This window comes from Pseudoalteromonas sp. 2CM39R (assembly GCF_023161845.1).
In genome coordinates this window covers 188,429-208,495 of record NZ_JALNTM010000011.1, presented here as the reverse complement: position 1 = coordinate 208,495, position 20,067 = coordinate 188,429, and the positions used below count along the sequence as shown (strand labels likewise).

The 20,067-nt window shown below is 39.7% G+C and carries 15 protein-coding genes; 7 read left to right on the top strand and 8 right to left on the bottom strand.

Annotated elements, in window-relative coordinates; genetic code table 11:
* Positions 1–100 precede the first annotated feature (100 nt).
* Positions 101–2,767, top strand: coding sequence for a bifunctional acetate--CoA ligase family protein/GNAT family N-acetyltransferase (locus MTF66_RS23365; protein ID WP_138623140.1), 2,667 nt, complete (start codon positions 101–103; stop codon positions 2,765–2,767).
* An 8-nt stretch (positions 2,768–2,775) separates the two neighbouring features.
* Positions 2,776–3,720 carry an ion transporter gene (locus MTF66_RS23360; RefSeq protein WP_008113346.1) on the top strand — a complete coding sequence of 315 codons (945 nt, stop codon included), beginning with the start codon at positions 2,776–2,778 and terminating at the stop codon, positions 3,718–3,720.
* Positions 3,721–3,744: 24 nt separating this feature from the next.
* On the opposite strand, the gene MTF66_RS23355 is transcribed toward MTF66_RS23360, so the two are convergent.
* From MTF66_RS23355 to MTF66_RS23345, 3 genes are read right to left on the bottom strand one after another with little or no spacing between them, the layout of a single operon-like run.
* Positions 3,745–8,250: an EAL domain-containing protein gene (locus tag MTF66_RS23355; protein ID WP_138623138.1), complete on the bottom strand. Its 4,506-nt coding sequence runs from the start codon at positions 8,248–8,250 to the stop codon at positions 3,745–3,747.
* 18 nt (positions 8,251–8,268) lie between these two features.
* The gene (locus tag MTF66_RS23350; RefSeq protein WP_138623136.1) at positions 8,269–8,676 is read right to left on the bottom strand and encodes a GNAT family N-acetyltransferase; all 408 of its coding nucleotides are present in this window, start codon (positions 8,674–8,676) and stop codon (positions 8,269–8,271) included.
* Positions 8,677–8,688: 12 nt separating this feature from the next.
* Complete coding sequence (locus tag MTF66_RS23345) at positions 8,689–8,892, bottom strand: DUF3283 family protein (RefSeq protein WP_008113353.1); 204 nt, start codon at positions 8,890–8,892, stop codon at positions 8,689–8,691.
* Positions 8,893–9,114: 222 nt separating this feature from the next.
* Here MTF66_RS23345 and MTF66_RS23340 point away from each other — a divergent pair, with 222 nt between their 5' ends.
* A complete protein-coding gene (locus MTF66_RS23340) occupies positions 9,115–9,813 on the top strand; it encodes a transporter substrate-binding domain-containing protein (protein ID WP_055012514.1) in 699 nt (232 codons plus the stop codon).
* Here the strand turns inward: MTF66_RS23340 and MTF66_RS23335 are convergent.
* Both MTF66_RS23335 and MTF66_RS23330 read right to left on the bottom strand, forming a co-directional pair.
* Positions 9,810–10,055, bottom strand: coding sequence for a DUF1289 domain-containing protein (locus MTF66_RS23335; RefSeq protein ID WP_036934167.1), 246 nt, complete (start codon positions 10,053–10,055; stop codon positions 9,810–9,812). The two genes, MTF66_RS23340 and MTF66_RS23335, sit on opposite strands and share 4 nt — an antisense overlap.
* Positions 10,056–10,159: 104 nt before the next feature.
* Positions 10,160–11,293 carry a 1-acyl-sn-glycerol-3-phosphate acyltransferase gene (locus MTF66_RS23330; protein ID WP_008113364.1) on the bottom strand — a complete coding sequence of 378 codons (1,134 nt, stop codon included), beginning with the start codon at positions 11,291–11,293 and terminating at the stop codon, positions 10,160–10,162.
* 441 nt (positions 11,294–11,734) lie between these two features.
* Here MTF66_RS23330 and MTF66_RS23325 point away from each other — a divergent pair, with 441 nt between their 5' ends.
* A complete protein-coding gene (locus tag MTF66_RS23325; RefSeq protein WP_138623134.1) occupies positions 11,735–12,679 on the top strand; it encodes a D-2-hydroxyacid dehydrogenase in 945 nt (314 codons plus the stop codon).
* Between the two features lie 174 nt (positions 12,680–12,853).
* Positions 12,854–13,234: a DUF3192 domain-containing protein gene (locus tag MTF66_RS23320; RefSeq protein ID WP_008113368.1), complete on the top strand. Its 381-nt coding sequence runs from the start codon at positions 12,854–12,856 to the stop codon at positions 13,232–13,234.
* On the opposite strand, the gene MTF66_RS23315 is transcribed toward MTF66_RS23320, so the two are convergent.
* The 3 genes from MTF66_RS23315 to MTF66_RS23305 all read right to left on the bottom strand — a co-directional run bounded on the left by MTF66_RS23315 (position 13,217) and on the right by MTF66_RS23305 (position 16,072).
* Positions 13,217–14,152 (bottom strand): diguanylate cyclase, encoded by a 936-nt coding sequence (locus MTF66_RS23315; protein ID WP_138623132.1) that lies wholly within the window; start codon positions 14,150–14,152, stop codon positions 13,217–13,219. The genes MTF66_RS23320 and MTF66_RS23315 overlap by 18 nt on opposite strands.
* A 55-nt stretch (positions 14,153–14,207) precedes the next feature.
* Positions 14,208–14,339, bottom strand: coding sequence for an Hpt domain-containing protein (locus MTF66_RS23310; protein ID WP_226916168.1), 132 nt, complete (start codon positions 14,337–14,339; stop codon positions 14,208–14,210).
* A gap of 341 nt (positions 14,340–14,680) precedes the next feature.
* Positions 14,681–16,072 (bottom strand): PhoH family protein, encoded by a 1,392-nt coding sequence (locus MTF66_RS23305; protein WP_010391619.1) that lies wholly within the window; start codon positions 16,070–16,072, stop codon positions 14,681–14,683.
* 298 nt (positions 16,073–16,370) lie between these two features.
* On the opposite strand from MTF66_RS23305, the gene rapA reads away from it, so the two are divergent.
* Together rapA and rluA are read left to right on the top strand one after the other, a co-directional pair.
* Positions 16,371–19,265, top strand: coding sequence for an RNA polymerase-associated protein RapA (gene rapA, locus MTF66_RS23300; RefSeq protein WP_138623130.1), 2,895 nt, complete (start codon positions 16,371–16,373; stop codon positions 19,263–19,265).
* A 139-nt stretch (positions 19,266–19,404) separates the two neighbouring features.
* Entirely contained in the window at positions 19,405–20,058 is a 654-nt protein-coding gene (rluA, locus tag MTF66_RS23295) for a bifunctional tRNA pseudouridine(32) synthase/23S rRNA pseudouridine(746) synthase RluA (RefSeq protein WP_138623128.1), read from the top strand.
* Positions 20,059–20,067 lie beyond the last annotated feature (9 nt).

Here is a 20,067-nt window from a genome sequence, read left to right as displayed (position 1 = left end):
CCAATATCAATAATAAGCATGTTCACGCTCGAAAAAACACAATAAACAGGTTACATTGAGACAGTACAGAACGCAAAACTTAATCAGCCAAGGAAACGCAATGAGTCTAAAACGTATTAACCAGTTTTTTAACCCAAGCTCTGTCGCTGTTATTGGGGCATCAAACACCGCCACTCGCGCGGGTAATGTGGTAATGCGTAACTTACTGCAAGGTGGCTTTAAAGGGCCTATTATGCCCGTTACCCCAAATCATACAGCGGTACACGGCGTATTGGCTTACCCCAGTATTGAAGCCTTACCTAAAGTGCCTGATTTAGCCGTTATCTGTACCAATAAAAACACCTTAATGAAAATTATTGAGCAGCTAGGTACACTTGGCTGTCATAGTGCCATTATTATTGCGGATGGCTTAACCACAGTTCAAAAAAAGGCACTCAAAGAGAACGCAGCTAAGCATAAAGTCACCCTGCTTGGCTCAAATTGTTTAGGGTTACTTATTCCGCATATAGGCTTAAATGCAAGCTTTTCTCATACTGTTGCCACGCCAGGTAAACTGGCTTTTGTATCGCAATCTGCAGCAGTTTGCTCAACTATTCTTGATTGGGCAAAAAATAAAGAAATTGGCTTTTCATACTTTGTATCTATGGGGGATTGTTTAGATATTGAGTTTGACGAAATACTCGACTTTTTAGGCCGTGATGCTAAAACCAAAGCCATCTTACTGTACATCGATAATATTGATGATATCCGCAGCTTTATTTCTGCCGCTCGAGCAGCCGCATTTTCTAAACCTGTTATTGCTATTAAAACTGGCAGAACCAGCGCAGGGGCTCTCGCCGCTGAAATACACACCGGCGGAAAGCAAAGCTCAGATGCGGTATATGATGCCATGTTTCAACGTGCGGGTATGCTAAGAGTAAACGACTTACGTGAGCTCTTTGCCGCCACCCAAACCTTGGCAATGCATCCTAAGTTACTGCAAGTAGAGCAACTTACCATATTAACCAATGGTGGCGGCCCTGGAGTGATGGCGGTTGATGAACTCATTCAAAGCTCAGGAAAACTTGCTCAGCTCAGTGATGAAACTCGCGAAGCACTTAATAAAGTGATCCCGCATTCAGACACCGCTGCCAATCCGGTCGATATATTTGGCGATTCTGCGCCAGTACGTTATAAGCATGCGTTGGAAATATTACTAAATGCTAAAGAAGTTAAAAACTTACTGATCATCCACACTCCATCGGCATTGGCTCCGAGTGAAAATTACGCTCAGGTTATTGTTGAGGCGCTAAATAAATTACCGAAAATGGCACGCCCGTATGTAATTACTAATTTTATGGGAGAAGATGCTGCTTTTGCTGCAAGACGCATCTGCGCTAATAACGCCATCCCTACCTATCGTACCCCAGAAGGGGCGGTAGGCGCCTTTATGCACTTAGTAAGCTATCGTCGTAACCAAAAGCATTTAACTCAAACGCCAGAATCAAATACTGACGATGCCACTATTAATAAAGCAGCAGCGAAAGCGACTATAAAAGAGTTTTTAAATGATGAACAACATTACTTATCAACCCATCAAGCAAGTCATATTTTAAGTAGTTACGGCATTGACTGTATTCAAACTGAAGTTGCCTACACTCCAACCGAAGCCAAAGAGCAAGCAATAGAGCTGGGCTTTCCAGTGGCATTGAAATTGATTAGCCCCAGTATTCCCTCTAAGTCTGAAGTCGGCGGTGTCGTACTAAACCTCAATGATGCGCAAGAGGTAGAGCAAACCGCATTTGCCATGCTGTTAAGAATAAAAAACACCTACCCTGATGCCATTATAGATGGTTTTTCATTACAAAAAATGGCACCTCGAGCGGGAGCTAACGAGCTGCGTATAGCCATTAAAACAGAGCCTAATTTTGGGCCGGTTATTTTATTAGGTGAAGCCGGTACAGGGCTTGAATATGCACAAGCCGCAGTCGCTTTGCCACCACTGAATATGAACCTAGCTAAATATTTAATTGCCGCCGCCCATGATAAAGGCGTACTTAAAGATCGTGTTCTGCCAGAAAAAGTAGATAAATATCGCTTGTGTTCACTACTAACTCGAATTTCTCAATTGGTTGTAGATCAACCGGATATCACCTCATTAGAGCTAAACCCTATTCTAGCTAGTAATGGCCAGTTTTTAGTACTTGATGCCACCATGAATTTGAGCCAATATCAAATTCAAGCACACCGAAAACGTTTATCTATTCGTCCTTACCCTATTGAACTAGTTGAACTAGTCACTTTAAAAAATAATACCTTAGCAACGCTCAGACCAATCAAACCTGAAGATGAGCAAGCACATCAAGCGTTTGACCAGTCATTAACTAAAGAAGATAGGTATAAACGCTTTTTTGGTGAGTTACCACAATTTAACCACGATCAACTCGCGAAAATGACGCAAATTGATTACGACCGCGAAATGGCGTTTATTGTTACCCAAACACAAGACGAGCAACAGCACACCCTAGGGGTTTCACGAGTGATTATGGACCCAGATAACTTACAAGCAGAGTTTGCTATTGTAGTACGTTCTGATTGCCAAGGGCTTGGATTAGGGCGTATTTTAATGAATGCAGCAATTTCTCATTGTAAGCGCCAAGGGGTAAAAACCGTTGAGGGGATCACCCTACCTGAAAACACTGGCATGATTGAGCTGGCTCGTAAACTCGGATTTAAAATTAGTCGTGATTTTGAAGAAGGCAGTATCAATATGTTACTCACATTATAATAATTATTATGCAGAAACTTAGACAAACCATCAACCAAGTATTTGAGTCTTCAGGTAAGTACCAACGGGCCGGTCACTTTTTAGATGCCCTACTAATCACTATTATTATGATAAATGTGGTGGCCATCGTACTCGAATCAGTGCACAGCATTGCCACTGAGTACTACAACGAATTTTTAATGTTAGAGCTGGTATCGGTTGCCATATTTAGTGCTGAATACCTAATACGTGCTTGGACCTGTGTAGATAGAGTAAAATACGCCTCTATGGATTGCTCCAATACACAAAAGCGGATCCGCTATATTTTATCACCACTGGCTATCATCGATTTAATCGCCATTTTGCCAAGTCTATTAATGTTTTTCTTTGCTTTAGACTTACGTTTTTTACGCGTACTACGTTTATTAAGAGTATTTAAACTCACTCGTTATTCACGGGCAATGCAGCTGTTATTACAGGCATTTATTGATGAATCAAGTTCATTGTTGGCTGCATTTTTTATTATGGCAGTAGTACTTATTTTAGCTTCATGCGGTATTTATTTATTAGAACATGACATTCAACCAGACAAGTTTGGCTCAATTCCGGCCGCAATGTGGTGGGCAATGGCAACACTTACGACTGTAGGTTATGGTGATGTTGTGCCAATAACACCCATTGGTAAGCTGTTTGGTGGTGTCATCACTCTAGTCAGCATGGGCATGGTGGCTATACCCACTGGTTTATTAGCATCGAGCTTTTCAGAGCAAGTTCGTAAACGTCGTCAGTTATTTGAAGATGCCACCCATGAGCAAATAACCGATGGTAAACTCTCCGACGAGCAATTACATCACCTTGAAGATCTTCGCTACAAACTTGGATTAAGTAAGTTAGAGGCTAATAAAGCGATAAAAGCGGAGCTTAATAAACGCAGCTCACACTTGTTTTGTCGCCATTGTGGTAAGCGCCCTTAATAAAACAATGTAATAAACGGCGCTTTAAGCTTGTGAGAATACAGGGTGCCAATCGCGCTCAATGAGCTCAAGTACTTGCTCTTTAGGCACCGCTTTACTAAATAAGTACCCTTGGAAATAGCTGCAACCTTGAGCTTTTAAGAAGGCCAATTGATGTGCGCTTTCAACCCCCTCAGCAATACACTCTTTACCTAAACTGCTGGCTAAAGTAAGAGTGGATTGAATAATCGCTTCATTATCCGAATCAATACCAATATCTTGCACAAAGCTACGATCAATTTTTAATACATCGATGGGGAAGCGTTTTAAATACGTTAATGAAGCATAACCTGTTCCAAAGTCATCCATGTATAGCTTACATCCGAGCTGCTTTAGTGCATCCATATTTTTAAGTGCATAGTCTGAGTCTCGCATTAAAATAGACTCTGTTATTTCAAACACAATAGCCTCGGGCGGCAGCGCTGCATTATTTAGTGCTTGGCGAATTTCAGGTATAAGCTCAGCAAACTCAAAATCAAGTGCCGATAAATTAATTGATAAATATAAATCGGGATTCACCTTGCGCCAACGCACCAACTGTACAAGTGCTCTTTTAAATGTTTGCAGCATAATTTTGGTAATTAAACCAATATTTTCAGCCACATTTGCAAACTCTTGAGTACTGGCTAGTTGATTCTCAGGCCAGCGTAGTAATACCTCAAAGCCCTCAGTTTTTTGTGTAGATGTACTAATTATAGGTTGATAATAATTACAAAACTCGTGCTCGTGATACGCTTTGATCAATTGCGACTCTAAATGCAGGGCCCTTTCAACTCTTTGATTCATTTCTTGTTTATAGAACTTGTAACACCCTTCTAAACCATCTTTAGCATAATAGAGCGCCACATTTGATGCTTTTAACAGCGCCTTGTAATACGCAGCGTCATCAGGGAAAAGCGCCACACCAATACTAAGGTGCACATTTACATTTTGGTTATTCATAGCAATGTCTATACTCACGCAATCCATAAGCTTGGTGCATATAAGTAATACTTCTTCTATTTGCTGAATGTCTTCAACTAAAATAACAAATTCATCACCACCTAAACGCGCTATGCTATCACAGGGGCGTAATGCTGTTTTTAAGCGGTTTGCCACCAGCTTAATGATCTCATCAGCGCTTTCTGTACCAAATGAGTCGTTAAAGTATTTAAAGCGTTTTATATTTACATGTAATAGAGCGACTTTGCTGTTATGACGACGCGCTTGATCTATGGCATGCACAGCTCGGTCATTAAACAAAGTTCTGTTTGGCAAACCCGTTAATGAATCGTAATTAGTTAATAAGTGCAGCTCGTTTTCAGCTGACTTTTGCGCATGAATATCCGTTAAAATAACCACATAGCTACTCAACCTTTTACTTTCATCCGCTACAGCGCTTATTTTAACTAACACATGACGCTGCTCTTTATTAGCCAGTACCACAGTGTCTTCACATGAGAAGTGCTCGCCTACTTCAAGCTTTTGCATAATGCGTAAATAGTCAAAATAGCTACTGCGAGTCAAACCTAAATTAAGCGAGCGAGTTGAACGAGGCTCTGCCGATACAGCAAAAGCCGTTTGCAGCGACTTATTTGAAGCACGTATGTTAAAGTTTTTATCTAAAATAAATACCCAATCTCGGGTTTGTTCAAACGCGGCGGTAAATAATCGAGCGTGTTCTTCAAACACCATTTCGCGTGTCATATTAGTATACGTACCCGCTACTTTTTGCGGTGTTGTTTCATCCCATTCAACCACTTTGCCAAAGTCTTTGTACCAGCGCCAATGACCTTTGGCATGACGTAGTCGGTAAGTACAGTTAAAGTATCCTTTGTCGGTTGATAAAAATTCTAACCACTCCAACCTAAAAATGGCACGCTCTTGTGGATGAACTTTATCTAAGTAGTCATCTAAACTGACTGAGTCGTCTTCATAACCTAACTCGTTGACCAATCTAGGCTGATAAATATTTAACTGACTCGCTTGCCAATCCCAAACACCCGACTCACTTCCCTCTAGCGCAAGCTTTAAACGTGCCTCGCTATCTTGGCTTTCTTTGTGTGCGGCTAATAAAATACGCTGTATTTTATTACGTCTCATTACCCAAGCTGTCACTATTGTGAATAACAAAATAGCATAAAGTGCTAAAAAGTAAGGGGCGCGCCATAATGGGTATTTCACTTTAATATTTAACGTCGCTGGCGGGGTATAGTCACCCGTCAACGGATCCTTTGCCCAGACTTTTAACTGATAGCTACCGGGGTTTAATTTAGGAAACACCACGCGATTATTACGGGTATAACTTTTTTTACCTTTGTCGAGCTGATATTCGTAAATAATACGTTCTTGAAAGCTAAATGACATCGCTGAAAATGCAATTTCAAGCCCTATATCATCATGATTTAAAGTAATATTTTTTAATGGCTGTTGTAAGTTAAGCGACAAGTCTCGAGACATTAAGTTAATGCGAGTTATGTTGACGTGATCTAACAAACCTTGGCTATTTTTATTCTCTTTAGGGTCAAAGTAAGTAAAGCCTTTAAGGCTACCATAGGCAATTCGTCCGTCATTTAATTTGGCCATAGCACCACTATTAAATTCAGCAGAAAGCACCCCATCTGATGTAGTAAATTGCTGAAAATGGATGGTGCTCGGGTTTAATCTCCATATTCCTTTATGACTACTCATCCAAATCATTCCCTCTTCATCAAGCACCATATCGTATAATAGTGTGCCTAATTTATTTTTATCTAAATCAATGGTATGTACTAATTCATAGCTATTGGCATCAATTCCAATCAAACCAAAGTTAGATAAAGAAAGCCACAGAATCCCTTGCCTATCTTCAACATACGAGAGAATGCTCACTGCAACATTGTCATGGTGTTTAGGTACTTTATAAAGGGTGTTTAAACTGCGCTCATCCGGGTTAAATTGGTATAACACTCCACCGCTAAAAAATAACGGCCTCTGCGGCTTTGAGGGTAATGGCGGTAAAAAGCCATAGGCTAAAAACGGGTCAAATTGAGAAAATTCGCCCTTTAATGGAGTTAGCACCTGGCTATCAACATTATATTTAAACATGCCATGATCAGGGTGAACAAAATATAAATCACCATTTTCTAGCAAGGTAATACCATGCATCCAATCGTTTATAAATATTTGGTTTTTGGGGCTGGCAGTTTTAGGTTGGGTAAGCTGCTGGGTTTGCGGGTCAAAAATAAACAGTCCTCGGTTTGAGTGTAACCAGAGTTTATTTTTATAAGGCATAATTTTGAAAACGGTAAATTCTGTGGTTAGTAAATCAACTTTATAATCTTTTAAATACACCCTTGAGGTGTTATTTTTTATATCAACAGCCGTTAAACCATTATGAGTACCTAGCCATAACTTATCTTGAAATTGTTTAATTGCCCAGACTGAGTGATGTGAAAATCCATCCCCTCCTAAAGCACTGCCCTCTACATTATAAAATTTATAGTTGTCACCCGATAAATAAAAAGCACCATCAGTTTTAGTCGCAAGCCACATACCACCTGATTTATCTTTTACCATATCAATAATACTGGTATCGGCAAGCGTGTATTTACTTTGTTGAATGCGTTTATTTTTAACCACTATTTTGGTAGTTAAATTAAAACTAAGCAGGCCTTTATCGGTTGCTAAATCAACAATCCCTTGCTGATTATCAATATCCCAAACATTCAAGTCAGCCAGTAGCTTTTCACTTGTAAATACCTGCTCACTATTATTAAACAATGTCTCTATATTACTAATATCAACAGCATATAAGCCTTTAACAGCTCCAACCAATAACTGATTACTATCACCCAGTGCAAATGACTTCACATTGTTTTGATAGATGTGTACGTCGGTTTCGCTTAAATGCTCTAGGGGGCGTACTTGTTGCGTTGCAATATTAAATACATAAGCACCGTCTGTACTGCCAATAAAGATATAGCCATTGTAATGAAACAAGGTACGTACAAACGCATTTTCAAATTGCTCAGGCAGCTTAAATAAAGGAGTAATAGAGCCACTGGCTATATCAAGTTTTGCAAACACTCTGCCTTGACCAACCCACAAGGATTTATCATCTGTGGCTAACATGGTAAAAACAGACTGCTGAAGAATTTGCTCTTCTGTAACTGGTTTTTTTAAATACTGCTGATAGGTATCTGTTTGCGGGTCATACCTAAAAAGCCCTGCTAACAAGGAAGCAATCCAAATTTGCCCTTCTGGATCTTGGTATATGCGATCAATAATGGCTTCTTCTAACTCACCATTTGGGCCATTAATTGGAATAACCTGATAGCCGTCGTAGCGATTTAACCCTCCTTCGGTAGAGAGCCATAAATAGCCATTATTATCGATAAGCATAGTATTAACGTAACTTTGAGATAACCCTTCGCTTGGTGATAGCCGTTTTACTTGCGCTGTTGCAGCATGGCTTATGAGCATAAATAGCACAAACATGGCTGTGATAAACCTATTAATACTGATGCCCATGTGTTTCCTATTACTGATTTAGGGTTGCTGATATTTCAATGCGATAATATTTCGGTGCTTATATGCATCAAATAGCGTTAATAATGCAGGAGTATATGTTAACACCTGGTTAAAACCAAGTGCCTGATAAAAATCAGTAATGTGTTGGTAAGCGAAGGTGTAAACAGCGTCGGCTTGCTGATTTAAAAGAGTGCTTAGCAGCTTTGTTGCCACACCAGTGGAACGATATGCAGGAGCCACAAAAACTGTCGATAAAAATAAAAAAGTCGGTTTGTGCTGTAAGCGGCACGCAGCAATAATAGTGTGGTTATCGTAAGCAACCCACAATTGGTCTTGTTTATTGGCGCGACCGCGGACTTTATATAAGGTATAAAACTTATTTATTAAAGGCGCTTTCACTGATTCTAATTGTTTAATAACAATCATAGCAAGTAAACTCTAACTTAGCATAAGTGCCAAATATTGCTCAAATTTTTGCTTTAAAAAACCTTGCTCTGCAACTGGGCGGCTGTGCAGGGTATCATAAACTTGCTCACGCGTTTTCTTGCCACGCTTAATTTGATATGCCCAAAATGAAGCTTCGTAATCTAGCTGAATCTGATACTTTTGCTCTCGTGGTAAATCACACAGGTTATAACTCATATTCCCCTCTTTTACTGGCCTGATAAAACTTAGATTATACGGTTAAACTTATAATAAACTAACTCTATAATGAATAAAAAGAATCTACTTTAAATAGTCTAAGGGTATCAATAATTGTTAATGATAGGCTCTGCTAGATTATGACTAGAAACTGGGCAAAAGACAGCCAATTTGTTATTATACTCGCCTATCCATTTGCCCCAATAGACAGGAACTGCTGACGTGTTTAAATACTGTAAAGGGTTGCTTGTATTAATAGGTTTAATTTTTAGTAATTCGTCATTTGGCCATAGTTACAGCTATACATTTAATCGCCCGCAGAACACCCAGCAAGCAAATTATACTATTGAGCTATTACAATTAGCGTATACAGATATGGGCTTTAAATTAAATATTATCGATTTTAATCGTCAAAATGCATTATTTGCAGCAAACAGTGGCATGTTAGATGGGCAGCTTGCTCGTGATATTAGTATTGAAAGTGCATACAAAAACTTAATTCGGGTTAACTATCCGTTATTCAAATTTAATCTTGAGCTTTATAAGCACTGTGAACCCAGCTCTACTAAAACAATGGATAGCGTTGCCATTATAGCCAGCTACCCTGTACAACAGCGATATTTAGACAGTATTGATTTTCAAGGCAAGGTTATTGAGGTAAAAAATAATACCACTCAATTAAATTTACTGATCCAGCAAAAAGTAGAAGCTGCATTACTGATTGATTTTGCGATGGCCAATAAAACCATTCCTCCCGCTTTAGGCTGTTATGAAAAACAAGTGGTTGCTACCTACCCGCTTTATCATTATTTACATAACAGTCATGCGAGTATTGCTCAACAGCTTGAGGCTACACTTAAGAAATTACACAACAATGGCACGGTCGCTAAACTCAGATCAAAGTACAAACTACAATTTTAAAAATCAAAGCCTTGCTGTTGTGCTGGCGAAGCGGCTTGCGCAGCTTTATTTTTTTGCTGTAAATAACGTTTATAGCGTTGCTGGCATAGGCTCAACACTTTCTTTTTTTGCGCATTGGTCAACGAATTCCACGAAAATCGCTCATCACGACTGCGATAACATCCTTTGCAGTAACCCCGATTATTAACCAAGCAAATACCTTTACAAGGGCTAGGAATATCAAATATTTCAATTTGTTGCATCAAACCCTCCAGTATAAAAAAGTATAGCTTGAGTATAGCGCCATTTTTGTTTAAAAAAAAAGCAGCAAATTAATTGCTGCTTTTATCTACGCCTAAACTGTTAATTAATGTTCACAGCTTTGTTCATCTACTTGTGTTTTTCTATGGTAGGGCTTAGCGTACATTGCTAGTACTAAAGGCCTTAATTCTTCTGGCACTTTTGCTAAACGCTCTGCAAATTGTGCTGCATCATTTTTATTTATAACCGCTTCAGTACAACCACCTGCAATATAGTTGCCTGGGTGTAAATAAAACGAATCAATTATTTGCTTATCAATGGTTTTTGCCAGCTCATCTGCACTATCGCAATCTGACTGAATAGGCTGGCCAAACGATAAGTGCACATGCCCTTTGGCTGAACTAAAGCCTTCAACAATACTAGCAATATCTTCACCCGCCGATTTCACGTATTTACCATGGTGTTGTTTATGATAGAGCTCTTTTGCCTTCGCTATTGCACAGGGTTCATATTGGTAAGATATTGCAACCGGCACCACTTTTAGCTCTTTAATGTACTCACCAAACTCTTTCTTTTGTTTACGTCCATTTAGTTGTAGCATTTTTAACAGTGCAGGATCGGTTTGATCTACACCGTCTTTAGCCCGACCTTCTTTTTGAGCAATCCAAATAGAATGCCCACTAGTAAGCGAGTCATAAATATAAGCCGATAACTGAGTCAACGCTTTTAACATCTCTTTTGGCGCTTTAGCTGAGCGTTTTACAATAAAGCTTTTATTCAAACGCATAAGCTCAGTAATGTAAGGAATTTGCAATAAGTTATCACCAATCGCAATTCTCACTGTTTTCATTTTATGCTGATAAAGGCCCCAATTAACTAATGCAGGGTCAAGTACAATGTCTCTATGATTTGAAACAAAAAGATAGGCTTGATTAGGGTCTAATGCCTCTAAACCTGAAAAAGTAACGTTTGATGTGGTGCGCCTTACTAATTTATTTAAATAATGCGCCACTTCGTTTTGTACATCTTCAACTGTTTTAACTTTGCCCCACTTTTTACGCAACTGATGTTTTATTATAGCGCGTGCTAAAAACCCAACTGCGGATATAAAGCGTGGCAAATTGTACTTTGCTATCACATCAAGAAACGCATTATCGTTAATTAATCGCGTTAATGAGGCGGCAACTTCATCGTCATTGTAAGGTCTTATATCTGCGTACTTATCTTCTAATTCAATCATTTACTGCATCTACAAAGTTAAAAACGACACGCTAAAACGTCCCGTTATGTCTGATTTTGATTATAACTCAAGCAAAAGTACGAAACTAGCAATACTAAAGTTCGATTTACTGAGTTTTCATAGCGTTATAGTTTAGTACTGAGCATTATTGTCAGACTAACTGCCTCATGTGTATAAACTATAGCTATTAATTATTAATTCAAATGGATAGACCTTACTAATTGCACTTTGTTCAAGTTAACTTAGCAAGGCAGTTGGCCATAATAACATGCAAGTTAACCCTCAGTGGGCAGACCACATTTAAATATAGCTCTACAACTGCTAATGTAAACGCAATCTGATAAACCCAATAATATTCAAATAGATGATACTCTTTTTAACACAAGCACTTCGCGTACTGGGATTATCATTCTTTTTACACATACACTATTAGGACACATCGTGAACATAACAATTCTTGATAACGCCACACTGGCAAACACCTCACTTGATGGTATCTCAGCACTTGGAGATCTTACCGTGCATCAGCTAACTAGCCCAGAGCAAGTGTTGGCACATAGCCAAAATGCCGAGGTGTTAATCACTAACAAAGTAGTAATTAATCGTGACACTATGACACAATTAAAATCGTTGAAACTCATTTGTGTCAGTGCAACTGGCACTAATAATGTTGATTTAGATGCCGCAAAAGACTTAGGCATTGCAGTTACCAATGTTGCCGGTTATTCAACCCCTTCTGTTGTTCAGCATACCTTTTCGTTGATCACTAACTTGTTAGGTAATACTCACCGCTATCAAGCGGATTGCCAGCAAGACGCATGGCAAAAAAGTGACATGTTTTGTCGACTTGATTACAGCTTTAATGACATTCAAGGTAAAACATTGGCTATTATTGGCGGAGGTACTTTGGGTAAGGCAGTATCTAAAGTAGCTGAAGCGTTTGGCGCTGAGGTGATTGTTGCAGAGCGCAAAGGCACAGCGTGTCGCGACGGACGCACCCCGTTTGAAATAGCAATAAAAACAGCAGACATTATTAGCGTTCACTGCCCACTTAATGATGAAACACGCGACTTAATTACACTTAATGAATTAAAAATGATGAAACCGACTGCGCTAATTATTAATACCGCACGCGGCGGGATAATCAATGAAGCAGACTTAGTAGAAGCATTAAAAGCCAATATTATTGCCGGTGCCGGCGTTGATGTGCTGACCAAAGAGCCCGCTGAGCTTACTAATCCTCTGGCTAATTATACGGGTGATAATTTACTACTTACCCCACATATAGCGTGGGCGAGCACTGAATCTATCGTGCGCTTAGTAAAAGAAGTGAGTTTAAATATTGCAGCATTTAGTCAACACGAGTCGCGTAACCGCTTGGTTTAATGCCATAAAAGTAACTTAGTCAAAATTACTAAAAAGTGGCTTTTTAGATTTATATTTTAAAAAAGCCACCACCCCACCAAACACAACAAAAACAACCCATTGATTTTTAAGAATTTAAAAACTGGCTTGGTCTTTGCTACATTGTTTTTAATTAATCATCTAGGGAATAACAAAATGAAAAAAACACTTTTAATTGCTGCACTAACTGCTCCTTTTTTAACGGGTTGTGTAATCGCTGTATCTGATGGCGAAGCAGAAGGTCATTGGGCAGGCAATAGTTCTTCAAGCTGGCAGGCCACACATAAAAACAATCGTGAAATCATTTCAGGTCTGGCAATGGATAGCTCGTATCAGTCAGTATTAAACCAACTAAAAACACCTAATTTCACTGAATTATTAAAAAAACAGGATGATGTTTACCAAGTGTTGTTTTACGCAACACACAGCATTCATTCAGATGGAAAAATGACCAAGGATGAATGCACACCATTAGTATTTAAAAATGACAAATTAGTGGGTATTGGCAGCTCAGCACTATCAATGCTGACAAACTAAACGCTCATATGTTCCTATGGGCGCCAATTCAATCGCATTGCGCCCTGACTTTTTAGCATTATATAAACCAGAGTCAGCCTCTTCTAGCAATGCCTTCTCTGTGTATGCTTGACTGCTCTCACTTGAGGCAATACCAATGCTAATAGTAATGTGTGGAGCATTTAACGATGCGTTGTGCTCTATATTCAAATCATTAATGGCTTCACGTAACTTATTAGCAAATGCAATAGCCCCTTGCTGATTGGTTTCTGGTAATACGGCTACAAACTCTTCGCCACCATAACGGGCAACAAAATCACTGCCGCGCTCACATTGCGCCGCTAGTGTTTGCGCCACAGCTTTTAAACACTCATCGCCAGCACGATGACCGTAACAATCGTTATAGCGCTTAAAGTGGTCAATATCGATAAGCAATACACAAATGGAAGAGTTATTACGCTTACTTCTTCGCCACTCTCGCTCTAAATTTTCATCTAAATAACGTCTGTTAGGTATTTCTGTTAAACCATCAATAGACGCAAGCATTTCTAATAAATCGTTTTTTTGCTTAATAAGTAGTTGATTGCGTACACGCACTTTAACAATTGAGGCACAAAATGGCTTTACAATGTAATCCATTGCGCCTAATTCTAAACCTTTTGCTTCGTCTTCATGAGAGCTGTTCGCTGAGATAAAAATAATGGGGATCGCATGGCTAAGGCTACTTTCTTTAAGTTCCACCAGCACGTCGTAACCATTCATGCCAGGCATCATGATGTCTAAAATAATTAAATCTACCTGCGTATGCTTAACAAATGTCAACGCCTCTTCGCCACTTGCCACTAAGTAAACCTCATGCTCATCACTTAAAGTTCTTTCTAAAATGATTCGGTTAAGCGCATCGTCATCTACAATTAATATTTTTGCTTTATTTATCATTGCTTACATCTAAACTTTTTATATAAATTTGCACTCGCTCTAACTGTATTATTAATTATTTAATTGCAGCTGCAGCGTGCTTGCCGTCCGCTTTTAATACTTGCTCAGTGTGTTGAGCACACAATAATAATCGGTTAAAACCTAAATTTCCTGCTATCCCTTTTAAACTATGCACTAAGCGTACCATTTCACTAGTATGGTTACCCCTTCACATTTAATAACGTACGCTCCTATAAAAAGAATGTATCAATTACTGTTTAATACAGTCAAAGCTTATTATTTATCAAAAATGCCTAACGAGACATGAACAAGTAATGAACTTAAATAGACCTGGCATAGCTTTAAATAAATTCATATCTTTTTTCTGAAGATCGATGTGTAGATATTTGACAAGCTAGGTATACGTATTAATTAAACGTCAAACTGTTGACGTGTAATTAAGCGCTTTAATAAGCGATGAATCACCTAGATTAAATACTTAATTTTTGGCTCGATAATAAAATAGTAGATTATCGAGCCAAAGAACACTTATAAATTCTCCTCTGCAAATGACGCTAGTCGACTTCTTACTACACCATTAAGATTAACAGTAGCGCCGCCTTCAAAGTGCTTAAATCGCTCCACAATATAGGTAAGCCCTGAGGTAACAGCGGTTAAATAATTACTGTCTATTTGTGCTAAATTTCCGGTACAAATAAGTTTAGTTCCTTCACCACAGCGGGTAATTATGGTTTTGAGCTGAGAAGCCGTTAAGTTTTGGCTTTCATCTAAAATCACCACCGCATTTTGAATGCTTCGCCCACGCATAAAGTTCACCGATTTAAACTGAACATTGGCTTTTTCCATAATGTAATTACGGCTTGAAACAGGGTTCTCATCTCCTTTATGCAGCACCTCTAAGGTATCGGTTATGGCAGCCAGCCAAGGCGCCATTTTCTCTTCCTCGGTGCCAGGTAAAAAGCCAATCGATTCCGCAATTTCAGGGGTGTTTCGGGTTACAATCACTTTATCGTAAACACCTTTTTCAATCACCATCTCAAGTGCACAAGCAAGCGCGAGTAAGGTTTTACCACACCCCGCAGGGCCGGTTAAAATAACAAGTTCAATAGAGGTATCGAGCAGTGCATCTAGTGCCATTGCTTGGTAAATATTTTTTGGCTTTATTCCCCAAGCACTTTGATGCATTAGTCGCTCTGCTCCAATATCTTTAATGGTAATATGCTCACCATCGTAAGATTTGACTCTAGCGGCAAACTGATCGCCATCATCAAGTAAATACTCATTACAAAACACATCTGGGATTAAATCTTTAGGGATATGATGGACTGTTTCACGCCCGTGTTGCTCAGTGTTACACTCGCCAACATGCTGCCAAAAATCACCAGTAATTTTTTTATAGCCGCTGGTAAGTAAGGCGATATCGTCAATAAGCTGATCGGTACGGTAATCTTCAACATATTTAAGCCCCGCCCCTTTGGCTTTTAAGCGCATGTTGATATCTTTAGTAACCAGTATGACTTTTTTATCACTGTGCTGATTTTGTAAGTGCACCGCGCAATTAATAATGCGGTGGTCGTTTTCATTGCCCGGTAAGCCGGAAATAGAATCGGCAAATAAATGGTCATTTACAATCAGTAAGCTTCCCGTTAATCCGCCTTGTTTATTACTTGGTAGCGCAACCCCTTGTAACATTTGCTCGGGAGAGGCCTGGCTGAGCACTCCATCAAGTCCACGAATGGCCACTCGGGCATCGCGACTTACATCGTGTTTTCTATCTTTAATGTGATCAAGCTCTTCCAATACAGTCATTGGAATAACCACTTGGTGTTCTTGAAATGACAAATACGCGAGGGGTTCATGAAGCAATACATTGGTATCTAGCACATACATTTTACTATCAAGGTTCGAAGCTTTTTCCATAGCACTTTCCTTACGTTTTATGATTTTTATGCTATACCCAATAAACTAATCAGTGTGACTAATAAACTTGATTAATTACTTAGGTATAATTTGAGTTTAGTCTATTTGTCATAAAAGTCTGTTTTATGACAAATATCATTTAGTTTGAATTTCCTACAAAATCGGCGCACTAATCAGTGCTTATAGATAGGAATAATTCACACTTATAAAATTAATTAAAAGTCAGGCAAATAGCGCCTTGCAGTGGTGTTATCTAACAGGTAACATAGCCGCCTTTTTCTTCATAGACGAGACATACATGAATTTTTCCTTAGGTCAGCGTTGGATCAGTGATACAGAGTCAGATTTAGGATTGGGCACCGTTGTTGCCATTGATGGCCGCCAGGTCAGCATTTTATTTCCTGCCAGTGGTGAAAACCGTGTTTATTCTTCTGCAGAAGCTCCGGTAACCCGCGTAGCATTTAATCCTGGTGATGTGATCCGAAGCGTTGAGGAGTGGGAATTACAAGTTGAGTCAATTGAAGTACAAGGCGAATTACTGTGCTATCACGGTGAACGTATTGATAACGGTGAAAAAGTACAATTAAAAGAGACCTTTTTAGACCATTTTATTAAATTTAATAAACCACAAGACCGTTTATTTGCAGGCCAAGTAGACCGCTTTGATCGATACACTTTGCGCTACCAAACTTGGTTACACCAATTTGAACGCCAACAGTCACCTATTAAAGGTTTAATTGGCCAACGTGCCAACCTTATTCCGCATCAGCTTTATATTGCCCAAGAAGTAGGTAAACGTTTTGCGCCACGTGTACTACTTTCTGATGAAGTAGGTTTGGGTAAAACCATCGAAGCTGGCATGATTTTACACCAACAAATTATTACTGGTCGCGCCAGCCGTGTGCTCATTGTGGTACCTGAGAACTTGCAGCACCAATGGTTAGTAGAAATGCTACGCCGTTTTAATTTACGTTTTTCTATTTTTGATGAAGAGCGCTGCGACGAAGCGTTTGCTGATTCACCTAACGTATTTGATACCGAGCAACTGGTGCTTACCAGCCTTGAGTTTTTAACTAAGAAAAAACGTTGGTTTGAACAAGCTACGTTGGCTGACTGGGACTTATTAGTCATTGATGAAGCCCATCATTTAAGCATTAACAACAATAAACCTAGTGCCGAATACCAACGTATGGCTGAGCTGAGTCAAGACATTCCGGGGCTAATTTTATTAACAGCAACGCCAGACCAACTGGGTCATCGTAGCCACTTTGCACGCTTACAACTGCTCGACCCAGATCGCTTTTACGACTACGACGTATTTAAAGAAGAAGAAGCAAACTACAAAGATATAGCCGAAGCTGCTAATCAACTACTGCAAGAGCAATCATTAGATGATAACGCTAAAGCAACCTTGATTGAGCTATTAAAAGAAACGGATATCACCGATATTCTTGAAACAGCACAACAAGGCGACCTTGAAGCACGTAAAGAAATTTTAAATATGCTTTTAGACCGTCACGGTACTGGGCGCATCTTATTTAGAAATAGTCGCAGTGGTATTGATGGTTACCCAAGTCGTAAATTACACGCCTACCCTATGGCTTTACCTAAGCAATACAAAACAGCAATGACTGTACTAGGTAATATGAGCGGCATTCAAAATGCTGAACTCAGTGCACAACGTGCACTTTTCCCTGAAAAAATATTTCAAGAGTTTGAAGGTGAAAGCGCCAGCTGGGGTTTATTTGACCCCCGTGTAGATTGGCTAATCGAAACGCTAAAAACTCTCAAACGTGAAAAAGTATTACTCATTTGTGCTAAAGCCGAAACCGCAATCAGCCTTGAGCAAATATTACGTGAACGCGAAGCAATTAAAGCCTCGGTTTTCCACGAGGGCATGTCGATAATTGAACGAGACCGCGCCGCGGCGTTCTTTGCCGATGAATACGATAATGCTCAAATATTATTGTGTTCTGAAATTGGTTCAGAAGGCCGTAACTTCCAATTCTCACATCATTTAGTGTTGTTTGATTTACCGCTCAACCCAGATTTACTTGAGCAACGAATTGGTCGCTTAGACCGCATAGGACAAACACAAGATGTGAACATTCATGTGCCTTACTTTGAAAATACGGCACAGGAAGTGTTATTACGTTGGTACAACGAAGGCCTAGATGCATTTGAAAGCACTTCAACCACAGGACAGTTATTATATAAAGAGTTTAGCGAAGACTTACTTGAATATATTGCAGCTCATAATTGTGACGAAGATGAGCTAGACCCATTGCTTGAGCAAGTAGCACAAAAGAATGCAGTATTACGTAAGCAAATGGAAAGTGGCCGAGATCGCCTACTAGAACTGCATTCATCAGGGCAAGGCGCTGCTGATTCACTTGTAGCTGACATTGAAAAACTCGATAATCAGTTTGAGCTACCAAGTTACATGATCAATGTGTTCGACACCTTTGGCGTAAGCCAAGAAGATAAAGGTGAAAACACCATTATTTTAAAACCCACTGAGCATATGCTTAACGCGTCATTCCCTGCTTTAAAAGAAGATGGCATGACGGTGACCTTTGACCGTGATACCGCTCTTTCGCAAGAAGATGTGCACTTTATCAGTTGGGATCACCCTATGGTGCAAGGCACTATGGACATGATTTGCGATGATGACTTTGGTAGTGCGTCAGTGGCGTTACTTAAAAACAAAAAGTTACCACCAGGAACATTCTTTGTTGAGCTAATCTTTGTTGCCGAGGCGATGGCACCAAAAGTACTGCAAGTGGGCCGCTTTTTACCGCCTACGCCTATTCGTATTTTACTCGATAAGAGCAGTAATAACTTAGGCGAAAACGTTGGCTTTGATGGCTTTAATCAACAGTTATCTGCGGTAGGTCGCCAAACAGCAAGTAAATTAGCCGGTGCATTACAAAGTGCGGTTCATCCAATGATCAACACAGCAAAAGACATGGCGCAACAAAAGCTGGATGTTATTCGTGCAGAGTCATTAGCTAAAATGCAAACATCGTTGAGTGAAGAGCAACAGCGTTTAGAGGCACTGAAACAAATAAACCCAAATATTCGCCAAGAAGAAATTACTTTTTACGACAAACAACGCAATGAGCTAACCGCACATATTGAAAAAGCGCAGTTAAAACTCGATGCAATTCGTTTAATTGTGGTTTCGCACTAGAGGATATAGCTGTCAGTCGTTAGTTAAAGGTCAACTAACGTGTGCATTGAAAAAGCGCGATATTTATATCGCGCTTTTTACTTGAGCCTTTGCGCTCGCTCCACTAAAATAGCGCACTTCAAAATCACTGAGGTCTGCCGTGTTAGTTAATTACAATCCCCCTATGAGCCCGTATTTAACTATACAGTTTCAAGACGATGATTTACTTATTGTAAATAAGCCTAGCGAGTTACTCACCGTACCAGGTAAAGACCCAAAACATGCCGATAGCTTAATTAATCGCGTCAACCGTGTTTTTCCTACGGCTAAAATTGTTCACCGTTTAGATATGGCTACCTCAGGGATACTTTGCTTGGCAATGAACAAAGCCGCTCACCGCCATTTAAGTATGCAATTTCAAGAGCGTGAAACGGCAAAGCGTTACATTGCGCGAGTTTATGGGCAACTTGAAAGTGAAACGGGCTCAGTTGACTTACCGCTTATTTGTGATTGGCCGAACCGTCCTAAGCAAATGGTTGATCACGACAATGGCAAGCCCTCGCTTACTCATTTTAAAGTGCTTAAGCGCGAAGCACAGGCAACCCGTGTAGAGCTTACTCCTATTACTGGGCGCTCCCACCAGCTGCGAGTACACATGCTAAGCTTAGGCCACCCTATTTTAGGCGATCGTTTATATGCCCACAAAGACGCACTTGCTGCGGCACCTCGATTACAGCTGCATGCACAAATGCTGCAGCTAAAGCATCCTGTTACAGAGCAAGTACTCACGTTTGAAGCTGACCCCGAGTTTTAATACGGATTA

Bases quoted from the DNA above. Each gene is read 5' to 3' on its own strand.
- rapA (WP_138623130.1), top strand. From the start codon at position 16,371: ATGAATTTTTCCTTAGGTCAGCGTTGGATCAGTGATACAGAGTCAGAT.
- MTF66_RS23360 (WP_008113346.1), top strand. From the start codon at position 2,776: ATGCAGAAACTTAGACAAACCATCAACCAAGTATTTGAGTCTTCAGGT.
- MTF66_RS23335 (WP_036934167.1), bottom strand. From the start codon at position 10,055: ATGCAACAAATTGAAATATTTGATATTCCTAGCCCTTGTAAAGGTATT.
- MTF66_RS23365 (WP_138623140.1), top strand. From the start codon at position 101: ATGAGTCTAAAACGTATTAACCAGTTTTTTAACCCAAGCTCTGTCGCT.
- MTF66_RS23320 (WP_008113368.1), top strand. From the start codon at position 12,854: ATGAAAAAAACACTTTTAATTGCTGCACTAACTGCTCCTTTTTTAACG.
- MTF66_RS23310 (WP_226916168.1), bottom strand. From the start codon at position 14,339: ATGGTACGCTTAGTGCATAGTTTAAAAGGGATAGCAGGAAATTTAGGT.
- MTF66_RS23305 (WP_010391619.1), bottom strand. From the start codon at position 16,072: ATGGAAAAAGCTTCGAACCTTGATAGTAAAATGTATGTGCTAGATACC.
- MTF66_RS23315 (WP_138623132.1), bottom strand. From the start codon at position 14,152: ATGATAAATAAAGCAAAAATATTAATTGTAGATGACGATGCGCTTAAC.
- MTF66_RS23345 (WP_008113353.1), bottom strand. From the start codon at position 8,892: ATGAGTTATAACCTGTGTGATTTACCACGAGAGCAAAAGTATCAGATT.
- MTF66_RS23330 (WP_008113364.1), bottom strand. From the start codon at position 11,293: ATGATTGAATTAGAAGATAAGTACGCAGATATAAGACCTTACAATGAC.
- MTF66_RS23350 (WP_138623136.1), bottom strand. From the start codon at position 8,676: ATGATTGTTATTAAACAATTAGAATCAGTGAAAGCGCCTTTAATAAAT.
- MTF66_RS23355 (WP_138623138.1), bottom strand. From the start codon at position 8,250: ATGGGCATCAGTATTAATAGGTTTATCACAGCCATGTTTGTGCTATTT.